The sequence below is a fragment of the Nonomuraea sp. 10N515B genome, from assembly GCF_052245915.1.
GTDB lineage: Bacteria > Actinomycetota > Actinomycetes > Streptosporangiales > Streptosporangiaceae > Nonomuraea.
Genome location: NZ_JBQQBQ010000064.1, coordinates 23,213 through 42,261 on the forward strand (window position 1 = coordinate 23,213; position 19,049 = coordinate 42,261).

Genomic DNA, 19,049 nt, shown 5'->3' on the forward strand with positions numbered 1-19,049 from the left:
AGGAGTAGTGGTCGGCGCGCGCCGCTAGGCGAGCGCCGCATGGGCGCGTTCCCGGCACTCCTGCAGGGTGAGGGCCGCCAAGGCCTCCCGGACCGCGGGAACGCACACCGGGGCCATGGACAGGCTCGTCACCCCCAGCCCCACCAGCAGGGGCGCCAGCAGCGGGTCGCCGGCGGCCTCCCCGCACACGCCGACCGGCTTGCCCGCCTCCCGCCCCGCCTCCGCGCACATCGCGATCAGCTCCAAGAGGGCCGGTTGACGAGGGTCGAGGAGATCGGCCAGGGAGGAGTGCTGGCGATCGGCGGCGAAGGTGTACTGGGCCAGGTCATTGGTGCCGATGCTGAGGAAGTCCACCTCCTGCAGCAACCGCCGGGCCCGCAGCGCCGCCGCCGGCACCTCCACCATCACCCCGACTCTGGCAATGCCCTTGGCGCGGGCGCGACGGGCGAAGCCGGACGCCTCGCCCATCGTGGTGACCATGGGCGCCATCACCCACGCCTGCGCGCCCGCGGCCCTGGCCGCCTCGGCGATCGCGTCGAGCTGCGTGTCCAGCACGTCCGGGAGCACCCGGTCCACCCGCAGGCCGCGCACGCCCAGGGCGGGGTTCGGCTCCCCGGGCAGTCCCAGGAAGGGCAGCGGCTTGTCGGTGCCGGCGTCCAGCGTGCGCACGATGACCGTCTCGGCCTGCGTGAACACCTCGGTGTAGGCCGCGACCTGCTCCTCGAACGAGGGCGCCTGCCTGCGGTCCAGGAACAGGAACTCCGTGCGGAACAGCCCGACGCCCTCCGCGCCCGGGCGCAGGTCCGCGGCCGAGCCGACGTTGAGTAAGAGCTTGACAGGGTGGCCGTCGGCGGTCCTGCCGGGGCCGTGGCTCGCCGCCAATCTGGCCTTCTCGGCGCGGTCGCGCTCCCCGACCTCGGCCGCCTCCGCGGCGGACAGGCCGAGGGCGATCTCGCCGGTCGTGCCGTCGACGCCCACGATGGTGCCGTCGGGGACGCCGGCGATCTCCGGGCAGGCCACCACCGCGGGCAGCCCCCGGCCGCGGGCCAGGATCGCGGTGTGGCTGGTCGGCCCGCCCCGCTCGGTGACCAGTGCCAGCACGTCGTCGCCCAGGCCGGCGGTGTCGGCGGGGGAGAGGTCCGCGGCCACCAGCACGTACGGGTGGCCGGGGGAGGGAAGCCCCGGCATGGGCAGGCCGAGCGCGAACGCCACCGCGCGATGCTTGAGGTCGTCCAGGTCGGCGGCCCGCTCGGCCAGGTAGCCGCCCAGCGCGGCGAGGGCGTCCAGGTGATGGGCGAAGGCCGCGTCCAGGGCGTGGGCCGCGTCCAGGCCGCTGCGTGCCTTTCCCTCGGCCTCCTCCCGCAGCATCGGGTCGTCGGCGATCATGGCGAGCGCCTCGAGGATCTCGGCGGCCTCCCCCTGCGCGCCGGTGGCCCGCTGGGCGAGGTCGGCGGCCACCGCCCCCAGGGCCTTGACGACGATGGCCGCCTCGGCGCCGGGGTCGGCGACCGGATGGGGGGCGGGCAGCCGCGGCGGCCCGGCCATCCGGATCACCGGGCCCGCCGCCCGGCCCTGGCTGACGCCGAGTCCGGTGAGCCGCCCGCCGGCCCCCGTCCAGGGGCCGCTGTCAGGACGGGAGCCGCCGGCACGGGCTCCTGGTCCAGGCTCCGCGACGCCGGGCCGGAGCGGGGTGTCAGGCATCGAGGGCCTCTTCCGCGTCCAGGTCGCGCGAGAGCAGCGACGCCAGCGCGTCCAGCGCCTCCTCGGCCCCCGGCCCGTCCGCCTCCAGCGTCACCTCCGTCCCCTGGACGGCCCCCAGCGACAACACTCCCAGCATGCTCTTGGCCGGCACGGCCTTCTCGCCGAGCCGCACCGTCACGGGCACCCCGAGCCGCACCGCCTCCTGGACGAAGAGCTTGGCGGGCCGGGCGTGCAGGCCGCTGGCCGAGGCCACGGCGACCGTTCGATGTGCCATCAGAGCGTCTCCTTACGGTTCGATCGTGACCTTGATGGCCGCGCCCCGGCTGACGAGGTCGATCCCGTCGAGCACCCGGGGGAGCGGCAGCCGGTGGGTGATCAGGTCGGAGACCACGACGGCCCCCTCGGCCACCAGCCCCAGCGCCGCGGCGTTGTGGGCGGGGCTGGAGCCGTTCGCGCCGACGATCGTCAGCTCGCGGTAATGAACCAGGTTGGAGTCCAGCGCGATGATCGGGTCGTCCTTGGGCAGGCCGCCGAAGAAGCTGATCCGGCCCTGCCTGGCCGCCATCCGCACCGCCTGCTCCTGCGCCGCCCCCGACGCCGCCGCCGTGATCACCACGTCGGCGCCGCGCCCGCCGGTCAGCTTCAGCACCTGCTCGACGGGGTCGGCGTCGATGGCGGCGTCCGGGCTCACCAGTTCGGCGGCCATGGCCAGGCGCTGCGCGTTGACGTCCACGAGGAACACGCGGGCGGCGCCGCGCGCCCGCGCCAGCCGGACGTGCAGGCAGCCGATCGGGCCCGCGCCCATCACCACCACGTCGTCGCCCGCGCCGACGCCCGCCAGCTCCTGCCCGTTCAGCACGCAGGCCAGGGGCTCGGCGACCGACGCCTCGGCGAAGCCGACTCCGTCGGGGATGGCGTTGACGCCGTCGACGGCGAGCACCTTCGCCGGGATGATCATGTACTCGGCGAAGCCGCCGTCGTAGTGGTAGCCCATCGACTCCTGGTTCGGGCAGACCGTCTGGCGGCCGCGCAGGCACTCGGCGCACGCGCCGCACGGGATGGCGGCGATCACCTGCACCCGGGCGCCGGTGTCCACGACCTCGCCGGCGATCTCGTGCCCCATCACCCGCGGCGGCCTGATGTGGTGGTGCCCGAACTTGTAGATCTTGGCGTCGGTGCCGCAGGTCGAGCAGTTGCGTACCCGGATCTTCAGCTCGCCCGGCCCCGCCACGGGTTCGGGCGCGTCCTCGATCCTGATGTCGCCCGGGGCGTGGAATCTGGCGACTTTCATACGAGCTCCTTCATCACCTGTGAAACCTCGCTCGCCTCGCGGAGGGCCCGGGCGCGGTCGGGGTCGAGCAGGATCTCGGCCAGCGCCGCCAGCAGCGGCACGTGGCCGCCCTCCCTGGCGGCGATGCCGACGCAGAGCGTGACCTGCTCGCCGTCCCAGTCCACGCCGCCGGGGAACCGCACGACGCAGATGGCGTCCCGCTTGATGTCCTCCTTGGACGCGTCCGTCCCGTGCGGGATGGCGACACCCTCGCCGACGTAGGTGGAGATCGACCGCTCCCGTTCGAGCATCGCCTCGACGTACGGCTCCGCGACCGCCCCCACCTCGACCAGCACCCGGCCGCAGAGGCGGATGGCCGCGTCGCGGTCGGCGGCGCTCTCGTGCAGCCGCACCGCCCGCGGGTCGAGCAGGTCGTCACGCATCGACGGTGCCGCCGTTCTTGATGGTGTTGACCAGCCTGGTCACCGCCGGGTCGCCGAGGAAGATCTGGAACGGCACCAGCAGCTTCCCCGGAGCGGCGGCCCTGGCGCGGGCGGCCAGCCCGGCATGGCACAGCACCACATCGGCGTCGTCCGGGATGGAGTTGACCGGCGTGTGCTCCACGATGACGCCGCTGTCCTTGAGCTGCTTGCGCAGCGTGGAGGCGAGCATCACGCTGCTGCCCATCCCGGCGTCGCAGGCGACGATGATCTTTCGGATGTCCTTGGCGTCCATGGCTCAGGCCTCCTTGGTGGCGGGTTCGGTGCTGGAAACTTCCTCATCGGCGGCCTTCTCGCCCCTGCCGAAGCCGAGCAGGAGGGCGGCGACGGCGAACGACACGGCCGTGGCCACGAGGATCCCGAGGCTCGAGCCCAGCCAGCCGCCCTTCGGCGTGACCGCCAGGTAGGCGAAGATGCTGCCCGGCGACGGGGTGGCGACCAGGCCGGCCCCGGTGATCATGAACGTGAACACCCCGGCCGCGCCGCCCGCGATGACGGCCGCGATGAGGCGCGGCTTCATGAGAACGTACGGGAAGTAGATCTCGTGGATGCCGCCGAAGAAGTGGATGATCATCGCGGCGGGCGTGCTCGGCCGCAGCTCGCGCGGCCCGAACAGCAGGTACGCCAGCAGCAGCCCCAGCCCGGGCCCCGGGTTCGACTCGAGCATGAACAGGATCGACTTGCCCTGCTCGGCCGCCTGCGCGACACCCAGCGGGCTGAGCACGCCGTGGTTGATGGCGTTGTTCAGGAACAGCACCTTGGCCGGCTCGATGAGTACGGACGCCACGGGCAGCAGGTTGTTGGTGATCAGCCACTCCACGGCGTTGCCCGCGGCCGTGGTGACCGCCTGCACGATGGGCCCGATGCCGAGGAATCCGACGATCGCCATCGCGCCGCCCACGATGCCGGCGGAGAAGTTGTCCACCAGCATCTCGAACCCGGCCTTGGTCCGCGCCTCCGTGAACTTGTCCACATATTTCAGGATCAGGGCGGTGAGCGGGCCGATGATCATGGCGCCCAGGAACATCGGGGCCTCCGTGCCGACCACGACGCCCATCACCGCCACCGCGCCGACGACGGCGCCGCGCTGTCCGTGCACCATCCGCCCGCCGGTGTAGGCGATGAGGACCGGCAACAGGGTGGAGATGATCGGGCCGACCATCTTGGCGAGGTCCTCGTTCGGCAGCCAGCCGGTCGGGATGAACAGCGCCGTGATCAGGCCCCAGGCGATGAACGCGCCGATGTTCGGCATGATCATGCCGGCCAGGTGGCCGCCGATGCGCTGGATGGTGGCCTTGACGCCGGTTCCGGTGACCGGAGGTGTGTAAGTGTCGGCCATGGGACTAGCTCCTTCGGGGGGTTGTGCAGAGAATCAGCGGCTTTGCCGGCTAGAGGGGAGGAGCGGGCGGGGTCGAGGTGAGGAGGCGGGCCGGGTCGGGCTGGTGGACGGTGACGGCGCCGAGGTCGATGTCGGCGGGTCCCGGCATGCGGCTTCCGGGCAGGCGCACCGCGGCGGCGCCCCAGGCCAGGGCCCGCGCCAGCGCGTCAGGCCCGTGGCCGCCCTCCGCTAGGAACCCGGCCAGCATGGCGTCGCCCGCGCCGACGGAGCTGCGGGGCTCGGTCACCGGCGCCTCGCCGTACCAGATGCCGGACTCCTCGACCAGCACCGCGCCGTCGGCGCCCAGGCTGGCCAGCACCGTGCGCGCGCCCGCCGCCCGCAGCTTGCCCGCGGCCTTCACCACGTCGCCCAGGCAGTGGATGGGCATGCCGGTGGCCGCGGCGAGCTCCTCCACGTTCGGCTTGACCAGGGCCGGCGCCGCGCCGAGCGCGCACGACAGGGCGGGCCCGCTGGTGTCGACCGCCACAAGGATGCCCGCCTCGGCGAACCTGAGGCACAACCGGGCGTAGACGTCGGCGGGCACCTCGGGAGGCAGGCTGCCGGAGGCGACCACCCAGTCCGCCTCGTGCGCGGAGGCCAGCACCGCCTCCGCGATCGTGTCCAGCTCGCCGGGCGACAGGGCCGTGCCCGGCTCGTTGATCTTGGTGGTGGTGCCGTCGGGCTCGGCGAGCGTGACGTTCGACCGGGTCGGGCCGGCCACCGGGACGGTGACCATGTCGAGCCCCTGGGCGGCGAGGAGGCGGACGAGCTGCCTGCCCTCGTCCCCGCCGAACGGCACCACCGCGCGCGAGGCGACCCGGTTGGCCAGCAGGGCGCGCGAGACGTTCACGCCCTTGCCGCCCGGATCCAGGTGAGCGGCGGCGGCGCGGATGACCGCGCCCCGGTCCAGCGCGCCGATCTCGATCGTGCGGTCCAGGCTGGGGTTGAGCGTCAGGGTGAGGATCACGCCCTGATCACCTCCGGCCCCGCCGCCGCCACGTCGGCGGCGAGCGTGACGTCCAGCCCGGTGTCGCTGATCACCACGTCGATCTGGCTCAGCTCGGCGAACGTGGCCAGGTAGGTGTTGGAGAACTTCGTGTGGTCGGCCAGGAGCACGCTGCGCTGCGCGGCCTTGACCATGGCCCGCTTGATCGCCGCCTCGGCCGGGTCCGGCGTGGTCAGTCCCCGGGCCGGCGAGCAGCCGTTGGTGCCGATGAACGCGACGTCCACGTTGAGGTGCGCGAGCGGGCGCAGCGCCCAGTCGTCGACCGTGGCGAGCGTCTTGCCGCGCAGCCGCCCGCCCAGCATGATCACGTGCAGGTTGGGGCGGGCGGCCAGGACCGTGGCCAGCGGCGGCGAGTTCACCACGACGGTGAGCTCGCGGTCGGCGGGCAGCACCTGGACCAGCCGGCCCGTCGTGGTGCCCGCGTCGATGATGACCGATCCGTCCTCGGGCAGCTCGGCCAGCGCCGCCTTGGCGATGCGCTCCTTCTCGGCCGTCATCAGCTCGTCGCGGGCGGCCAGCGCGGGCTCGAAGCCCAGCCGCTCCACGGGGATCGCGCCGCCGTGCACGCGGCGCAGCACACCCGCCCGCTCCAGCGACGTCAGGTCGCGGCGGATCGTCTCGGTGGTCACGTCGAGATCGGCGGCCAGCGTCACCACGTCGACGCGGCCTGTGGCACGCGCTCTCCGCAGGATCTCCTGCTGCCGCTCCTCCGCGTACATGATGTTGATTCACCGCCGTTTCGTGTTGGTTTCATCTGTGTTTATACCCGGTTCTGTTGGGAGGTCAAGAGTTGGACAGGAGAATCTGGTACTTATAGGCGCGTGCGTATGAAGCCCTGGGCCGCAGTGCCCCTCGTCGTCGCCGCCCTCGCCACGCCCGCTCAGGCCGCCGCGACCGCCCCACCGCGCGTTCCGGCCGGGACCACGGCGGCGTGGGTGGTGTTCGACCGGCAGGCAGGCAAGATCGTGGCCACCCGCAACGCGCACCGCGCCTACCGCTCGGCGTCCGTCGTCAAGATCCTCATCGCGATCGACTACCTGGAGCGGCGCAAGAGCGTGCCCGCCGCCGACGCCAGGCTGCTGAAGGTCATGTTGCGGTCCAGCGATGACGACGCGGCCTCGGCGTTCTGGGACCGGGGCGGCAAGGGGCAGATCATCGTGCGGATGGCCCGCAAGCTGAGGCTGGCCGACACGGCGCCACCGCCCGCGTCCAGGCCCGGCTTCTGGGGGTACAGCTCGCTGAGCGCGTACGACATCGTCCGGACGTACCGCTACCTGCTGGACACCGCCGACGCCCGGGTCAGGGACACGATCCTGGGCCACCTGCGCAGGGCCATGCCGTGCGGCACGGACGGCTTCGATCAGACCTTCGGGATCCCGGACGCGCTGCCCCGGCCGTGGGCGGTCAAGCAGGGCTGGTCGGGGTTCGGCACCACGCCGCCGATCAGGTGTGACGCCAGGGCGGTCAGCGCGCCCGTCTCGTGGATCGCCCAGCGGGCCGTCGGCTCGGGCGTGCCCGACTACGGCCGTCCCGTGCTGTACACGACCGGGCTGGTGGGCAAGGGGGAGCGGTACGTCATGGCGGTGCTCACGACGCACCCGGCGGGCAGCACGTGGAGCGCCTCCGTCAAGCGCATCACCGCCATGACCAGGGACCTCTACCGCGGCATCTCGTAGTGCCCTGATCGGGTCCACGCCGCGCCTTGCTGGAATCCCGCGGACCGTTGTCCACGGGCTCCCGAATCCGCGGAGCACTTGATCTAGGCCAGCGACATATCCGAGGCGCAGCCGACATTCCCGACTTTGCTGCCATGCCAGACCTCTCCCTTGCCTGTGAGCGGGATTCGGATTGATCTACACATGGATGGAGCCGGTCACAGGCGTTCGCCTCAGCCTTGCCGTAGTGGATGGTGTCGGTCACGGAACCAACGGGCGGCCGCCCAAGCGCGGCGGCGAATTCGCCCTGGCCAACCCCACCGACTGGCGCGAACCCGCGGTGACCACCGGAGCCGCACCACATCCAGCGGCGCCGTCCACGAACTGCGGCCCATCTCCAGCGCTGCGACGAATGAGTACAGCCGCTCGGCCGAGCAGGGCGCGTCCGAGCGGAGCAAGGGGGACACATCCACCGCCAGCACGATTCGCCCGTCCGGCCAGCGCGGTAACGGGAGCCTGGCCAGCACCTCACGTAACTGCTCCACGTCGATCCTGCGGTGGTTGAGCCCGCTGCACAAGGCGCCGTGCCCGTGCCGGTATTCCGGCGACAAGGCTGTTTGATCACGGCAGGCCTCGCCCGTCCGTTCCGGGCCTCCAGGCTTCCGCGTGTTGCCGAATGATGGTGGTGATTCGGGAATGGTGGTGAAGACAGGACCGGCTGTCAACACCCGCCGATATCCATGCATCGCTCACGTGTTCGACCCTGAGGTCAAAGCATGGTAGTCTAACGGTCACTCAGAGTGAAAACGGGGGTGAAGGGGTGCGGAGATGCGAGTTCGCTCAATCGGGTCCGCCGGCCGCGCCCAGCGAACCCGCGAGGCGGGCACACCGCAAGGGCGAGGGCGGCCGGTGACGCGAAAGCCGCCGCTGGCCGCAGGCCAGACCACGCAGACCGCCTGTGCCCGCGCACTGCTGCGCGGCGGCGTGGACGAACACAGCGGCGAGCTCGTGCCTGCGGGCGTGCTGGCCAGGCGCGTCGGCTGGTGTGCGGAACTGGTGTCCGGCATGACAGCGGTGCTACTGGCCGAGCACTGGAACAGGGCCGACGTCGCACGGCTGGCCTCCGGGGTGGACGCGGGCGGGCGACGCCTGCCGTCGCAGGCGTGGACGGCACTGCGGCGGCTGGGCTGGACCGTCGGCGCGCCGCAGGGCGTGCGGGTCAACGACCGGATCGTGCGCATGGCCCAGGAACAGGCCGGGCGGAGTCTGCGCGGCGCGCAGTGGCGGGCCGAGCTGACTGCGGGAGTGCTGGCCACCTGGCCCGCGGACCCCGACCAGCGCACGGCGGCCGAGTGGGAGGCGGTGCGCGAGGCGATCCCCGCCGGGCGTCACCTGCCCGGCAGCGTGATCAAGGCGCGGACCCGGCAGATCGCCGCGTTCAACCGCGAGCACGGCGATCTGCCCGCCGATGTGTTCGCGTTGGAGAGCGCACCACGGGCGGCGCGGATGCTCATCCTGGCCGCGGTGGACCGGCAACAGGCCACCCTCGAACGCCATGAGCACGACGGCGGCCGCGCGGTGCTGCGGTTGGAGTTGCCCACCCGCCCGGATCCGCGCTCGTATGCCGACTGGCGGTGGGTGGCCTGCCCGATCACCCTGCCACCCACCGTGCCCGCCGAGGCGGTGCTGCACCTGCCCACCCTGCGCCCCCACGGCGGCACGGTACACGCCGATGTGGCGTTCACCCACGCCGTGCCCGCCGCGTCCCGCACCGGCCACACCGTGGCCCTGGGGGTGGACTGGGGGCTGAACACCCTGCTCGGTGCAGGTGTGGTGCGCCGTCACGGCGACGGCCGTATCACCGCACTGGGGGCCGGTGCCCAGTTCCGGGCCGCCGGGGTGATGGCCCGCCAGCACCGGCTGCGCCGCCAAGGCGAACAGTTGCACGCCAAGACCGAGGCCTACCAGCGGCTCATCGCCGGCCGCGCCGACCATCCGCTGGCAGGCAGGCACGCCGTGCTAGCCGCCGAATGCCGCATGGTGGCCGATCGCCGGTCGAACCTGAACGATGCGCTGGCCTGGGCGGCGGCCCGGTGGACGGTGGATCAGGCTATCGCCGCGGGTGCGACCGTGATCTATGTGGAGGATCTGCGGTCGATGGAGGCCAAGGGCATGGGCCGCACCCTCAACACTCGCCTGTCTCAGGCCGTGCGCGGGCAGATCATGGGCAACATGCGGCACCTGGCCACCGAGCAGGGGGTCGCCGTGGTCACCGTTCCGGCGAAGAACACCTCCAAGCACTGCCCGCGGTGCCTGGTGCCGCTGCGGCACTGCAAGGCCCCCGACCGGTCGGCCACTCCGGGGTGGAAGTGGGCGCTGTGCCCCAACCCCGACTGCGGCTGGCAGGGCGACCGCGACCAGGGCGCTTGGCAGCGGATCGCCGCCCGCGGCCTGACCCACCAGAGCAAAACCGTCACCGACCGCGACACCGGCCACCTGGCCATCCGCAGCCTGGCCGGCTCACTCGAAGCCCAAGCCGTGCTCACCCCGGCCACCACCCAGACCCGCCGGAACGACCGGTCCAAGACCGGACCCACCCGGCCTCGATCCCCACGCCCCGCGCCCAGGCGACGCGGGGCACCCTCCACCCCCGGCCCCACCGGGCCGGCGGGCCAGCGTCCGGAGGGACACGCTCACACGGACCAGCACGTGCTGCCCCGCGCAGCCCGCCGGTACCAGGGCGTGCGCACGACCACCGTGCACACGATCAGCTCAAGCACCCCCACCACCCGACGGCGACATCGGCCGAGAGGGGCGGCGCTGGGCGCGGGCTTCCACCTGCACGCCCACGCCACCCCACCACGATGGGAACACATCTCCAGTCCGGAAAACATAACCGGACTAAGGATCGCTTAGCTAATCAGAGACGCTAATCACGAAAGGCGCCGCTGCGCCCTCCTCCAGGCCGCCGCGCTGACGGGCGCGGCTTCCGCGCTCACCGCCATCCCCGCCCAGGCGGACGGCCTGTCGATCTCGGCCGACGGCTCGATCGTGGTCCGCGACGCCTCGGGAGTAGATCGCCTCAGGATCGGCCACTTCATGATCAAGGACAGTGTGCTCGGGCAGCAGCACGTTCGGCGGCACGCCGAGCCTGACCACCGTGGACGGGCGGCCTGCCCTCCGGGTCGCCTACCGGATGTCGGCGGGCGCCTCGGCGGTGACCGTGCGTGGCACGTTCACCGTGTCCGCTCGCCGGGCGACCCTGAGATGGGAGGTGAGCGGCAGCACCACGCTGACTCCCACCGGCTACATGTTCTCCCCACGCGGATCGGCAACACCGCGCCGGAGAAGTACGTGCCCACCACCGCCTGGACCAAGGACGCGCGTGGCGGCGTGCCGTACGAGGTCAACGCCGGCTCGCTCTATCAGGAGACCTGGGCGGACACCCGCGCCTACTTCCGGCTGCAGAGCTCCAGGCCGGCCTTCACCAACGCCACCTGGATCCACGCGCCCGCGGCCGAGCCCGGGCGTGCCTGCTCGCCCTCGAGCCGGACGGCTTCCATGTCATCACCGTGGCCGCCCCGGAAACCCTGGTCTCCCACCCCACCGAGGAGCTGCTCCGCCGGTTCCACCCCATGACCGAGATCCGCCGTCCCCTGCCCGGCCGCACGGTCCCCCTGAACCTGGCCAAGGCCACGACCATTCTCGGATTCAGCGCGGAATTCCGTGTGTGACGCAGGCGGGGCTCTCCTCGTGCTTGCCCCATCACCGCTCTCTCTGTTAGATATATCTATCAGATAGAAGGGAGCGGTCGATGGCGCGACGAGATCAGACGGAAATGGCGGTCCTGGGTGCGCTGAGCATGCAGCCGATGACGGCGTACGCCCTGCGCGAGGCCATCAGGGAAGTGCTCGGCCATTTCTGGAGCGAGAGCTTCGGCCAGATCTACCCCACGCTGAACGCCCTGGAACAGGACGGACATGTCCGGCGCCAGGAGGGCCCGCGCGCCGGATCGTCGATCTTCCAGATCACCGAGTCCGGCCTGGCCCGCCTGCGTGACCTGCTGAACGAGCCGATCAAGGCCGTGCCGCCGCGCAACGGGCTCCTGCTGCGCCTGTTCTTCGGCCGGCACCTCGGCGTGCGCCGGTGCCGCGAGCTGCTCCGGGAGGCCAAGGCCGACGCCGAGCGGCGGCTGGCCGAATACGACGCCCTGACGCGCACGGTCGCCGAAGAGGACCGCGACTCCCCGCACCTGCCCTACACGCTCATGACGATCTCGGCCGGCCGGCACGGTGCCGAGGCGGCCGTCGCCTGGGCCGAGGAGGCCCTGGCGGTGCTCGACACTCTTCCCGGGAACGGAGACCCCCAGTGACCGCCGTCATCCAGGCCCGATCGGTTACAGGCCCCTCGCACCTGCGCGCCCGCGTCAACTTCGCGATCTTCGCCATCGTCGTCGTGGGCGGCGGCTGGCTGTTCGCCGTCTGGGACCGGGCCACCGGCCAGCTGTCCGGCACCGCCGACACGACCTCCACGAGCGGCAGCACGGCAGGGCAGGGCCTGTGGCTGCTGGCCCCCGCGCTGACCGCCCTCGCCCTCCACGTCGTCAGCAAGGATGGGGCAGGGCCGCTGGGCCTGACGTTACGGTTCCCCGGGCGCGTGCGCTGGTTCGCCTTCGCGCTCGCGCTGTTCCCCGCCGCGGCCGCCCTCTGCGTGGCGATCGCGACCGCCACCGGGGCCGCGACGTTCTCCCTCGCCCCCTCGCCCGGCAAGCCGGCTCTGGCCGAGGCGATCGTCGCCGCGCTCGGCTTCCTCCTGATCAAGAACGTGCTGGAGGAATTCATTTTCCGCGGGTACGCCACCCGCACTGCCATGGCCCTCGGCCTGCCCGGACTCGCACCGCACGCGCTCGTCGGCCTGTTGTGGGGACTATGGCACCTGCCGCTCTACCTGGTGTGGATGCGGCCCGCGGACTTCGACGCGACCACGAGTCTGCCCTGGCCATGGTTCCTGCCGGCGTTCCTCGTCGGCATCGTGGCGCTGGCCGTCCTGTACGGCGAGCTGCGGCTGCGTACCGGCTCGATCTGGCCCGGCGTGGCCCTGCACACGGTGAGCAACGCGCTCTCGACGCCCCTCCTGCTCCACGGCCACCTGCGCCTCGAGGGCCACGCCGACGCCTGGTTCGGGATCGCGCCCCACGCGATCACCTCAATGGTGATCTTCGGCGGTCTCGGCCTCCATCTCTACCGCCGTCGCATCGCCGAGCGATAGTGCTAGGAAACTTCACTAATTCGTGTGCCAGAACATCGTGGCCGTCCGCTACGTGCACGGAAGTATCGCTCGGCGATCGACTACCTGCAGCGGCGCAGGAGCGTGTCCGCGGCCGACGCGAAGCTCTTGAAGATCATGTTGCGGTCCAGCGACGATGACGCGGCCTCGGTGTTCTGGGACCGGGGCGGCGAGGGGCAGATCATCATGCGGATGGCCCACAAGCTGAGGCTGGCCGACACGGCGCCGCCGCCCCAGGGCAGGGACACGATCCTCGTTCACCTGCGCAGGGCCACGCCGTGCGGCATTGATGGCCGCCGCCGATCAGGTGCGACGCCAAGGCGGTCAGCGTGCCCGTCTCGTGGATCGCCCAGCGGGCCGTCGGCTCGGGCGTGCCCGATTACGGCCGTCCTGTGCTGTACACGACCGGCCTCGTCGGCAAGGGCGGCCGGTGCGTCATGGCGCTGCTGATGGCCCATCCGGCGGGCAGAGCGCCTCGGTCAAGCGCATCACCACCCGGACCATTCCAAGCCGGCTCCGTTCCGCGGGAGTTCGGAGGCTGGCGCTCACGCCCAGCAGGCGAGTTGAAAACGTCATTCTCAACACGGTCAAGCCTTCCGTAGAGTTAACTAAACACCCGAGGTAGACTGACCATGTTGGCCGTCAGGTAAGGGGACCGAGTGACACCGCCGCGCCATCCCAACAAGGAGATCCGAGCTGTCCTGGAAGACATGGACGCGGCTGGCTGGCGGATCGAGAAGGCGGGCACCAGTGGCCACGCGTGGGGACGGGCCTACTGTCCTGGGGGAATCGACGGATGCAGGCCACCTACCTCCATCTGGTCAACACCCGAGGTGCCCGAGAATCACGCGCGCAGACTACGCCGGGCACTCGAAAAATGCCCGCACAAGGCCGAATCGCTGACCACGACCTCACAGGAAGGATGATCACGATGGCAATGTACGAGTTCGTGGTCCACTTCATCGGACCGGCAGGTGGTGATGCCCTGATCAACCGGCTCTATGAGGCCGGGTGGGACGACGCAACGATCGCATTCGACGCCTGGAAGGCCGGCGGCGAGGGGTTCGCCGAGTTCGATCGCGAATCCAGCAGCGCCATCCAGGCAATGGTGCACGCGGTCATGCAGGGCGAGAAGTGCGGACTGAAGGCGACCCGGATCTCCGACGACAGGGTGACGCTTGGGCAGATCGCTGAGCGGATCGGGCAGACGCTCGCCTCCGTGGACCATTACCGCAAGGGCGTACGCGGGCCCGGCGGTTTCCCGGAACCCGTCGTCCCACGAGAGCGCGCTGCTTTGTGGTCATGGGCGGAGGTGGCGGAGTGGCTGCACGAGGCAGGGATCGCTGAGATCACTGCTGAGGACGCTGAAGCGGCGCGAGCCGCACAGATCGTCACGCTCCAGTTGCGGCTGCGCGAAGAGGTGGCTGGGCTGAAGAGTCTGGAAGACCGGCAAGCGCTGTGTAACCTGACATCTTTTCCCATGGCGTCATAGCTCAAGATGCCGCGGCCTTGCCGCAACGGCTGGACCTATCAGAGCCCCGTGGCGTTGAGGCGGACCTGGCCGGCCTCGAGGACGTTGACACCCGGACCGGCTGGCGCGAGGGCACGCCGAGCGGGCAGAGCGTCCTGTCGATCTACCACGATCACGCCAGGATCGCCTCCTCCTACGCGCTCGCGGAGCCGGCCAACTGGTGACGCCGCCCATGATTCAGGCGGCCGGAAAATGCCGGGCGTAGGCGGGAGCCGCCGTGATAGGGGTGGGGGATGACGGAGCGAGCGAGCGCACTTGACCGGGTGCTCAGGCAGGCGGGCGGACCCGAGATCCTGGACGTCCTGTCCGAACGCCTGTCCGGCGCCGACCTGACCACGTTGCTGCTGGAGGTGATGCGCCGCCGCGCCCGGGCACTCGCTCCGGCCGACGTGCTGCGCCGCTACGGCCAGGACCGCTTCGTCGCCCCCGCCCCGATTCCGTTCGGCAGGCTGCGGCGCGCGGAGGACGCCGTGTTATCGGCGCTGCCCGATGACGTCGAGGTGGTCACGCTGGCGCCGGTGGCGCCGCTCGGCGCCTGCTCGGCGGTCGGCCCGGTGGACCAGAACAAGGTCGTCTCCACCATCAGGAACAGCGAGGTCGCCGCCGACCCCACCAACGCGCTCGCGCTGGAGGCGGCCGTGCGTCGCCGGGCCGTCTCAGGGCCCGAGCCGGTACGGCTGGCCGCGCTGCAACGCGTCACCCGCGCCCAGCGCTTCGAAGGCGCTGCCGTCTTCGCGCACTTCACCCTGTTCGCGCTGGTGACGGCGGGTCGGGACACCGGCGACCTGGCGTTCGAGCGGCGCCACGCGGCCGAGCACCTGGCCATCCTCGCCGAGGCCGTACGCGCCTGCGGGATCCCGGACCCCGAGACGCGGGTCACGGTCCTGGACGAACGCTTCGAGCGCGTGGCCGCACCGCTCCGCGCGAAACCCGACCCGGACAGGGAGACAGGCCGGGGCTACTACACCGGCCTCTGTTACAAGATCTACAGCGACGGGCTGGAGGTCGGCGACGGCGGATTCGTCGACTGGACGGCCGGCCTGCTCGGCAACCGCAAGGAACGCCTGCTGATCAGCGCGCTCGGCGTCGACCGGCTCGCCTGAGCCCGGTGCCCGCCCCTGAGCTCAGGGGCGGGCGCGCTCGGCGGCCAGCTGCTGCTCCAGGCGCACCTTCTTCGGCACGCACATCCGCCACGCCTCCAGCACCAGCTCGTGCATCTCCGCGACGTCGAGCTCGGCCAGGCGCACCTCCACCCAGTTGAAGCGCAGATCCGACTCCCTCGGCATGAGGAACTTGTCCGGCTCGGCCGCCACCAGCGCCTCGCGCTCCTCCTTGGGAAAGCCGAAGCCCATGAGCGTCTCGTCCCGCGAGAACGCCACGTAGACGATCTGGCCGACGCGGAACTTCACCCGGTCCCTGATGAGGTGCTCCGACGAGCGCGGAAGCGTGCGCGTGAACTGTCGTACATCGTCGACTGTGACCACGCGGCCACGTTACCGGTTGCCCTCGGCGGCCGAAATGTCGGCGAGCGCGGAGTTCGGGTCGCGCTCGAGCGCGAGGTCGCCGAGACTGACGATGCCGACACTTTCGCACAGACAGCAACCATGGCGACGAAGTCCCCGTGATACGCGACTAGCGCCGGCGTATGGCGTGCGAGCGCATCAGCTGGAAGGCCTGGTCGATGCTGGTGTCGGGGCCGACGGCCTCGACCGACGGGCTGCAGGCCTCGCGGACCGGGGTCTGCGGGCCCTTCTCGTCGGCCACCACGCGCACCGCGATGTCGCGGTCGGTGACGATGCCCGCCATGCGGCCGTTGTCGTTGACGATCACGGCGCCCGCGTCGTTCTCGCGCATCAGCGCGGCGGCGACGGACACGGGCTGGTCACCCTCGATCGTCGCCGGGTGGCTCGTCATTACGTCCGCCACGGTCTTCGCCATGGAATGCCTCCTGTAGGCCGGTCGGGCCGACCTCCTACCCGGGCGAATGGGCGACTCACGTCTGGAGGCTCTTGGCCGCCAGGCGGATCTCGTCGAGCAGCACGGCCAGGTCCCGCTCGGTGGTGTCCGGGTGCAGGAAGCAGGCCCGCAACGTCTCGCGGCCGCCCAGCCGGGTGCCGGTGAGGAACGCGTTCCCGCGGGCCTGGACCGCGCCGGGGATCGCCCGGTTGAGCGCGTCCAGCCCGTCGCCGCCGTGCGGGCGGTAGCGGAAGGCCGTGATCGACGTGGTGACCGGGGCGAGCAGCTCGAAGTCGGCGGCCTGCTCGACCATGGCGGCGAGTGTGCGGGCCAGGCCCGCCGTGTGGTTCACCAGGCTCACGATGCCGGAGCGGCCGAGGTGGGACAGGGTGGCCCAGGTCTTCAGCGCGCGGAACGGCCGGGTCTGCTCGGGCCCGTACTCGGCGAACCAGCCCAGCTCGCCGGCGTTGTCGTCGATCAGGTACGACGGCACGAGGCTGAACCCGGCCCGGGCCGCCGCCGGGTCGCGCAGCAACGCGCACCCGCAGCCCACCGGCACGCCCAGCCACTTGTGCGGGTCCAGCGCGAGGGAGTCGGCGCGCTCCAGGCCGGCATAGTGGGGGGCGGCGCCGTCGGCCAGGATGCCGAGCGCGCCGTAGGCGCCGTCCACGTGGAACCAGAGCCCGTGCTCGGCGGCCACGTCGGCGATCTCGCCGAGCGGGTCGACGGCCCCGGAGTTGACGGTGCCCGCACTGCCCGCCACGCAGAACGGCCGCAACCCCGCCTGGAGGTCCTCGGCCACCATGGCGCGCAGCGCGGACACGTCCATCCGGTACGCGGCGTCCACCGGCACCGTGCGCACGTGCCGCGCCCCCAGGCCGAGCAGCTGGGCGGCCTTGTGCAGGCAGCTGTGGCCTTCCTCGGTGACGTACATGACCATGGGCGGACGCCCGGACAGTCCCTCCTCGCGGGCGTCCCAGCCGTCGGCGAGCGCGGCCCGCTGGCGGGCGGCGGCCAGGCAGATCACCGTGGCCATCGACGCCCCGCTGGTGAGCAACCCGCCGCCGGGTCGATGCGGGAACCCGACCAGCTCGGCCAGCCACCGCACCACCGCCCGCTCCAGGTGCGGCCCGGCATGGTCGCCGCCGGCACAGCTGGGGTTGAGCGCGGCGGCCAGCGGCTCGACGAGCACGCCCGCCGGATTGGGCGGGGAGTTGACCCAGCCGAAGAAGCGGGGGTGGCCGTTGCCCATCGGGTGCGGCAGCACGTGCGTGCGGGCGTCCTCGAGCAGCTCCTCCAGCGGGCGTCCGGTCTCGGGCAGCTCCTGGTCGCTCAGCCAGGCACGGTCCGCGGCCGGGACCGGCTGCCAGACCGGCCGGTCGGCGACGCCCGCGAGGTGCCCGGCCACGATCGCGGCCGCCTTCGCACCGGCCGCACGCAGGTCCTCGCCGCCGGTGCCGGTCGCCGGGCGCAGGTCATTCATCGAGTGGTTCCTTCCGTGTTTCGTGGTGCCCGGCGCCGCCCAGCTCCATGGCCAGGTAGTAAACGCAGTCGACGGCGCCGTCGTTGGCGAAGGCGTGGCGGCAGTCGCCCGGGTAGTAGACGGCGTCGCCGGTGTCGAGCACGTACGCCCTGCCGTTGATGGTCAGCCGCAGGCTGCCGTGCTCCACCGCGAGGTATTCCCGCGACCCGGGCGCGTGCGGCTCGAACTCGCCCGCGTCCACGCCCGGACCGATGGTCGTGCGCATGAACTCGAACTCCACGTCGCTGATCACCGGCGACAGCACCCGCCGCTCCCAGCCCGACGGGTCACGCAGCACCCGCTGCTCGTCGCGGCGCAGCACGCGCATGGCGCCGTGCGCCGGCTCGTCGAGCAGCCGCGCGATCGACGTGCCGAGCGCCGTGGCCAGCCGGTCGAGCACCAGCACGGTCGGCGTCTTGGCGCCACGCTCGACGTCCGACACCATGCTCCTGCTGATGCGGCTCAGCTCGGCCAGCCGCTCGATCGACAACCCGCGCGCCCGCCGCTCGCCGCGGATCCGCTGTCCCAGCTCGGCCATCGACAGGCCGGTGGACAGGACCCCTTCGCCGTCCATTCCTCCACTATAGCGGTGTCTTGTCCGCTACAGCGGAGGGGTGCTCCTCGCGGTAGGCGGCCAGCACCTGCTTGCGGCGCTTGGCCGGCAGGCGGTCGATGTAGAGGTGGCCGTCGAGGTGGTCGGTCTCGTGCTGCAGGCAGCGCGACAGCAGCCCGGTGCCCTCGACCGTGACCGGCTGTCCGGCGGCGTCGTAGCCGTGCACGGTGGCGTGGTCGGGGCGGGGGAGCGGCGCGTACTGGCCGGGGACCGACAGGCAGCCCTCGTCCCCGGCGTCGAGGTGGCGCTCACCCACCTCCGGCAACTCCAGTGTGGGGTTGACGACGACGCCCTTGTGGTGCTCGCCGTCGGCGTCTGGGCAGTCGTAGACGAACACGCGCAGCGGCACGCCGATCTGGTTGGCGGCCAGGCCCACGCCCTCCGCCGCGTACATGCTCGCGAACATGTCCTCCACCAGCGCCGCCAGCTCGTCGTCGAACCGGGTGACCGGCTCGCACGGATGATGCAGCACCGGGTCGCCCACATGCACGATCGGCCGGACCTCTCCCACGACCAACGCCTTTCTCAACGTTTGGAAACCTTTCGGCAGCAAGTCTACTGTCTCATATAATAAGACATTCTCTCTTAAATAGTGAGACCCGCGCTAAAGTGATCGGCATCGGAGCCAAAC

The 19,049-nt window shown here is 71.6% G+C and carries 24 protein-coding genes; 8 read left to right on the forward strand and 16 right to left on the reverse strand.

Annotation, left to right across the window (positions count from 1 at the left end):
* Nucleotides 1-24: 24 nt before the first annotated feature.
* The 8 genes from ptsP to ACTWQA_RS48810 are packed head-to-tail and all read right to left on the reverse strand — an operon-like array spanning nt 25 to nt 6,574.
* The gene (gene ptsP / locus ACTWQA_RS48775; RefSeq protein WP_443165670.1) at nt 25-1,701 is read right to left on the reverse strand and encodes a phosphoenolpyruvate--protein phosphotransferase; all 1,677 of its coding nucleotides are present in this window, start codon (nt 1,699-1,701) and stop codon (nt 25-27) included.
* A complete protein-coding gene (locus ACTWQA_RS48780) occupies nt 1,694-1,975 on the reverse strand; it encodes an HPr family phosphocarrier protein (RefSeq protein WP_327582166.1) in 282 nt (93 codons plus the stop codon). The genes ptsP and ACTWQA_RS48780 overlap by 8 nt, the downstream gene beginning before the upstream one ends.
* A 12-nt stretch (nt 1,976-1,987) precedes the next feature.
* Entirely contained in the window at nt 1,988-2,992 is a 1,005-nt protein-coding gene (locus ACTWQA_RS48785; protein ID WP_443165671.1) for a zinc-dependent dehydrogenase, read from the reverse strand.
* Nucleotides 2,989-3,414, reverse strand: coding sequence for a PTS sugar transporter subunit IIA (locus ACTWQA_RS48790; RefSeq protein WP_443165672.1), 426 nt, complete (start codon nt 3,412-3,414; stop codon nt 2,989-2,991). Before ACTWQA_RS48790 ends, ACTWQA_RS48785 begins: the two co-directional genes overlap by 4 nt.
* Nucleotides 3,407-3,706 carry a PTS lactose transporter subunit IIB gene (locus ACTWQA_RS48795; RefSeq protein ID WP_305924763.1) on the reverse strand — a complete coding sequence of 100 codons (300 nt, stop codon included), beginning with the start codon at nt 3,704-3,706 and terminating at the stop codon, nt 3,407-3,409. The genes ACTWQA_RS48790 and ACTWQA_RS48795 overlap by 8 nt, the downstream gene beginning before the upstream one ends.
* Nucleotides 3,707-3,709: 3 nt before the next feature.
* Nucleotides 3,710-4,810 (reverse strand): mannitol-specific PTS transporter subunit IIC, encoded by a 1,101-nt coding sequence (mtlA, locus tag ACTWQA_RS48800; RefSeq protein ID WP_443165673.1) that lies wholly within the window; start codon nt 4,808-4,810, stop codon nt 3,710-3,712.
* A 49-nt stretch (nt 4,811-4,859) separates the two neighbouring features.
* Nucleotides 4,860-5,816 carry a 1-phosphofructokinase gene (gene pfkB, locus ACTWQA_RS48805; protein ID WP_443165674.1) on the reverse strand — a complete coding sequence of 319 codons (957 nt, stop codon included), beginning with the start codon at nt 5,814-5,816 and terminating at the stop codon, nt 4,860-4,862.
* Nucleotides 5,813-6,574, reverse strand: coding sequence for a DeoR/GlpR family DNA-binding transcription regulator (locus ACTWQA_RS48810; RefSeq protein ID WP_443165675.1), 762 nt, complete (start codon nt 6,572-6,574; stop codon nt 5,813-5,815). Before ACTWQA_RS48810 ends, pfkB begins: the two co-directional genes overlap by 4 nt.
* 108 nt (nt 6,575-6,682) lie before the next feature.
* Here ACTWQA_RS48810 and ACTWQA_RS48815 point away from each other — a divergent pair, with 108 nt between their 5' ends.
* Nucleotides 6,683-7,531, forward strand: coding sequence for a hypothetical protein (locus ACTWQA_RS48815; RefSeq protein WP_443165698.1), 849 nt, complete (start codon nt 6,683-6,685; stop codon nt 7,529-7,531).
* A 212-nt stretch (nt 7,532-7,743) separates the two neighbouring features.
* Here ACTWQA_RS48815 and ACTWQA_RS48820 read toward each other — a convergent pair whose 3' ends face one another.
* Nucleotides 7,744-8,256, reverse strand: a complete 513-nt coding sequence (locus tag ACTWQA_RS48820) for a transposase (protein WP_443165676.1) — start codon at nt 8,254-8,256, stop codon at nt 7,744-7,746.
* Between the two features lie 163 nt (nt 8,257-8,419).
* Here ACTWQA_RS48820 and ACTWQA_RS48825 point away from each other — a divergent pair, with 163 nt between their 5' ends.
* Entirely contained in the window at nt 8,420-10,426 is a 2,007-nt protein-coding gene (locus tag ACTWQA_RS48825) for a zinc ribbon domain-containing protein (protein WP_443165677.1), read from the forward strand.
* 17 nt (nt 10,427-10,443) lie between these two features.
* Here ACTWQA_RS48825 and ACTWQA_RS48830 read toward each other — a convergent pair whose 3' ends face one another.
* Nucleotides 10,444-10,611, reverse strand: a complete 168-nt coding sequence (locus ACTWQA_RS48830; RefSeq protein WP_443165678.1) for a hypothetical protein — start codon at nt 10,609-10,611, stop codon at nt 10,444-10,446.
* 471 nt (nt 10,612-11,082) lie between these two features.
* On the opposite strand from ACTWQA_RS48830, the gene ACTWQA_RS48835 reads away from it, so the two are divergent.
* From ACTWQA_RS48835 to ACTWQA_RS48845, 3 genes are all read left to right on the forward strand, one after another.
* Complete coding sequence (locus tag ACTWQA_RS48835) at nt 11,083-11,244, forward strand: hypothetical protein (RefSeq protein ID WP_443165679.1); 162 nt, start codon at nt 11,083-11,085, stop codon at nt 11,242-11,244.
* Nucleotides 11,245-11,324: 80 nt separating this feature from the next.
* On the forward strand, nt 11,325-11,882 hold the full coding sequence (locus ACTWQA_RS48840; RefSeq protein WP_443165680.1) for a PadR family transcriptional regulator: 558 nt from the start codon (nt 11,325-11,327) through the stop codon (nt 11,880-11,882).
* A complete protein-coding gene (locus ACTWQA_RS48845) occupies nt 11,879-12,778 on the forward strand; it encodes a CPBP family glutamic-type intramembrane protease (protein WP_443165681.1) in 900 nt (299 codons plus the stop codon). Before ACTWQA_RS48840 ends, ACTWQA_RS48845 begins: the two co-directional genes overlap by 4 nt.
* An 80-nt stretch (nt 12,779-12,858) precedes the next feature.
* On the opposite strand, the gene ACTWQA_RS48850 is transcribed toward ACTWQA_RS48845, so the two are convergent.
* Nucleotides 12,859-13,044, reverse strand: coding sequence for a hypothetical protein (locus tag ACTWQA_RS48850; RefSeq protein WP_443165682.1), 186 nt, complete (start codon nt 13,042-13,044; stop codon nt 12,859-12,861).
* Between the two features lie 548 nt (nt 13,045-13,592).
* Here ACTWQA_RS48850 and ACTWQA_RS48855 point away from each other — a divergent pair.
* The 3 genes from ACTWQA_RS48855 to ACTWQA_RS48865 all read left to right on the forward strand — a co-directional run bounded on the left by ACTWQA_RS48855 (nt 13,593) and on the right by ACTWQA_RS48865 (nt 15,430).
* The gene (locus tag ACTWQA_RS48855) at nt 13,593-14,288 is read left to right on the forward strand and encodes a hypothetical protein (protein WP_443165683.1); all 696 of its coding nucleotides are present in this window, start codon (nt 13,593-13,595) and stop codon (nt 14,286-14,288) included.
* A gap of 17 nt (nt 14,289-14,305) precedes the next feature.
* A complete protein-coding gene (locus ACTWQA_RS48860) occupies nt 14,306-14,491 on the forward strand; it encodes a hypothetical protein (RefSeq protein ID WP_443165684.1) in 186 nt (61 codons plus the stop codon).
* A gap of 69 nt (nt 14,492-14,560) precedes the next feature.
* Nucleotides 14,561-15,430: a hypothetical protein gene (locus ACTWQA_RS48865; RefSeq protein WP_443165685.1), complete on the forward strand. Its 870-nt coding sequence runs from the start codon at nt 14,561-14,563 to the stop codon at nt 15,428-15,430.
* A gap of 21 nt (nt 15,431-15,451) precedes the next feature.
* Here ACTWQA_RS48865 and ACTWQA_RS48870 read toward each other — a convergent pair whose 3' ends face one another.
* From ACTWQA_RS48870 to def, 5 genes are all read right to left on the reverse strand, one after another.
* Entirely contained in the window at nt 15,452-15,811 is a 360-nt protein-coding gene (locus ACTWQA_RS48870; protein WP_443165686.1) for an MmcQ/YjbR family DNA-binding protein, read from the reverse strand.
* 148 nt (nt 15,812-15,959) lie between these two features.
* The gene (locus tag ACTWQA_RS48875) at nt 15,960-16,265 is read right to left on the reverse strand and encodes a CBS domain-containing protein (RefSeq protein ID WP_443165687.1); all 306 of its coding nucleotides are present in this window, start codon (nt 16,263-16,265) and stop codon (nt 15,960-15,962) included.
* Between the two features lie 55 nt (nt 16,266-16,320).
* Nucleotides 16,321-17,766, reverse strand: a complete 1,446-nt coding sequence (locus ACTWQA_RS48880) for a pyridoxal phosphate-dependent decarboxylase family protein (protein ID WP_443165688.1) — start codon at nt 17,764-17,766, stop codon at nt 16,321-16,323.
* Nucleotides 17,759-18,379, reverse strand: a complete 621-nt coding sequence (locus tag ACTWQA_RS48885; RefSeq protein WP_443165689.1) for a helix-turn-helix domain-containing protein — start codon at nt 18,377-18,379, stop codon at nt 17,759-17,761. The genes ACTWQA_RS48880 and ACTWQA_RS48885 overlap by 8 nt, the downstream gene beginning before the upstream one ends.
* A gap of 7 nt (nt 18,380-18,386) precedes the next feature.
* Nucleotides 18,387-18,947 (reverse strand): peptide deformylase, encoded by a 561-nt coding sequence (def, locus tag ACTWQA_RS48890; protein ID WP_327582142.1) that lies wholly within the window; start codon nt 18,945-18,947, stop codon nt 18,387-18,389.
* Between the last annotated feature and the right edge of the window lie 102 nt (nt 18,948-19,049).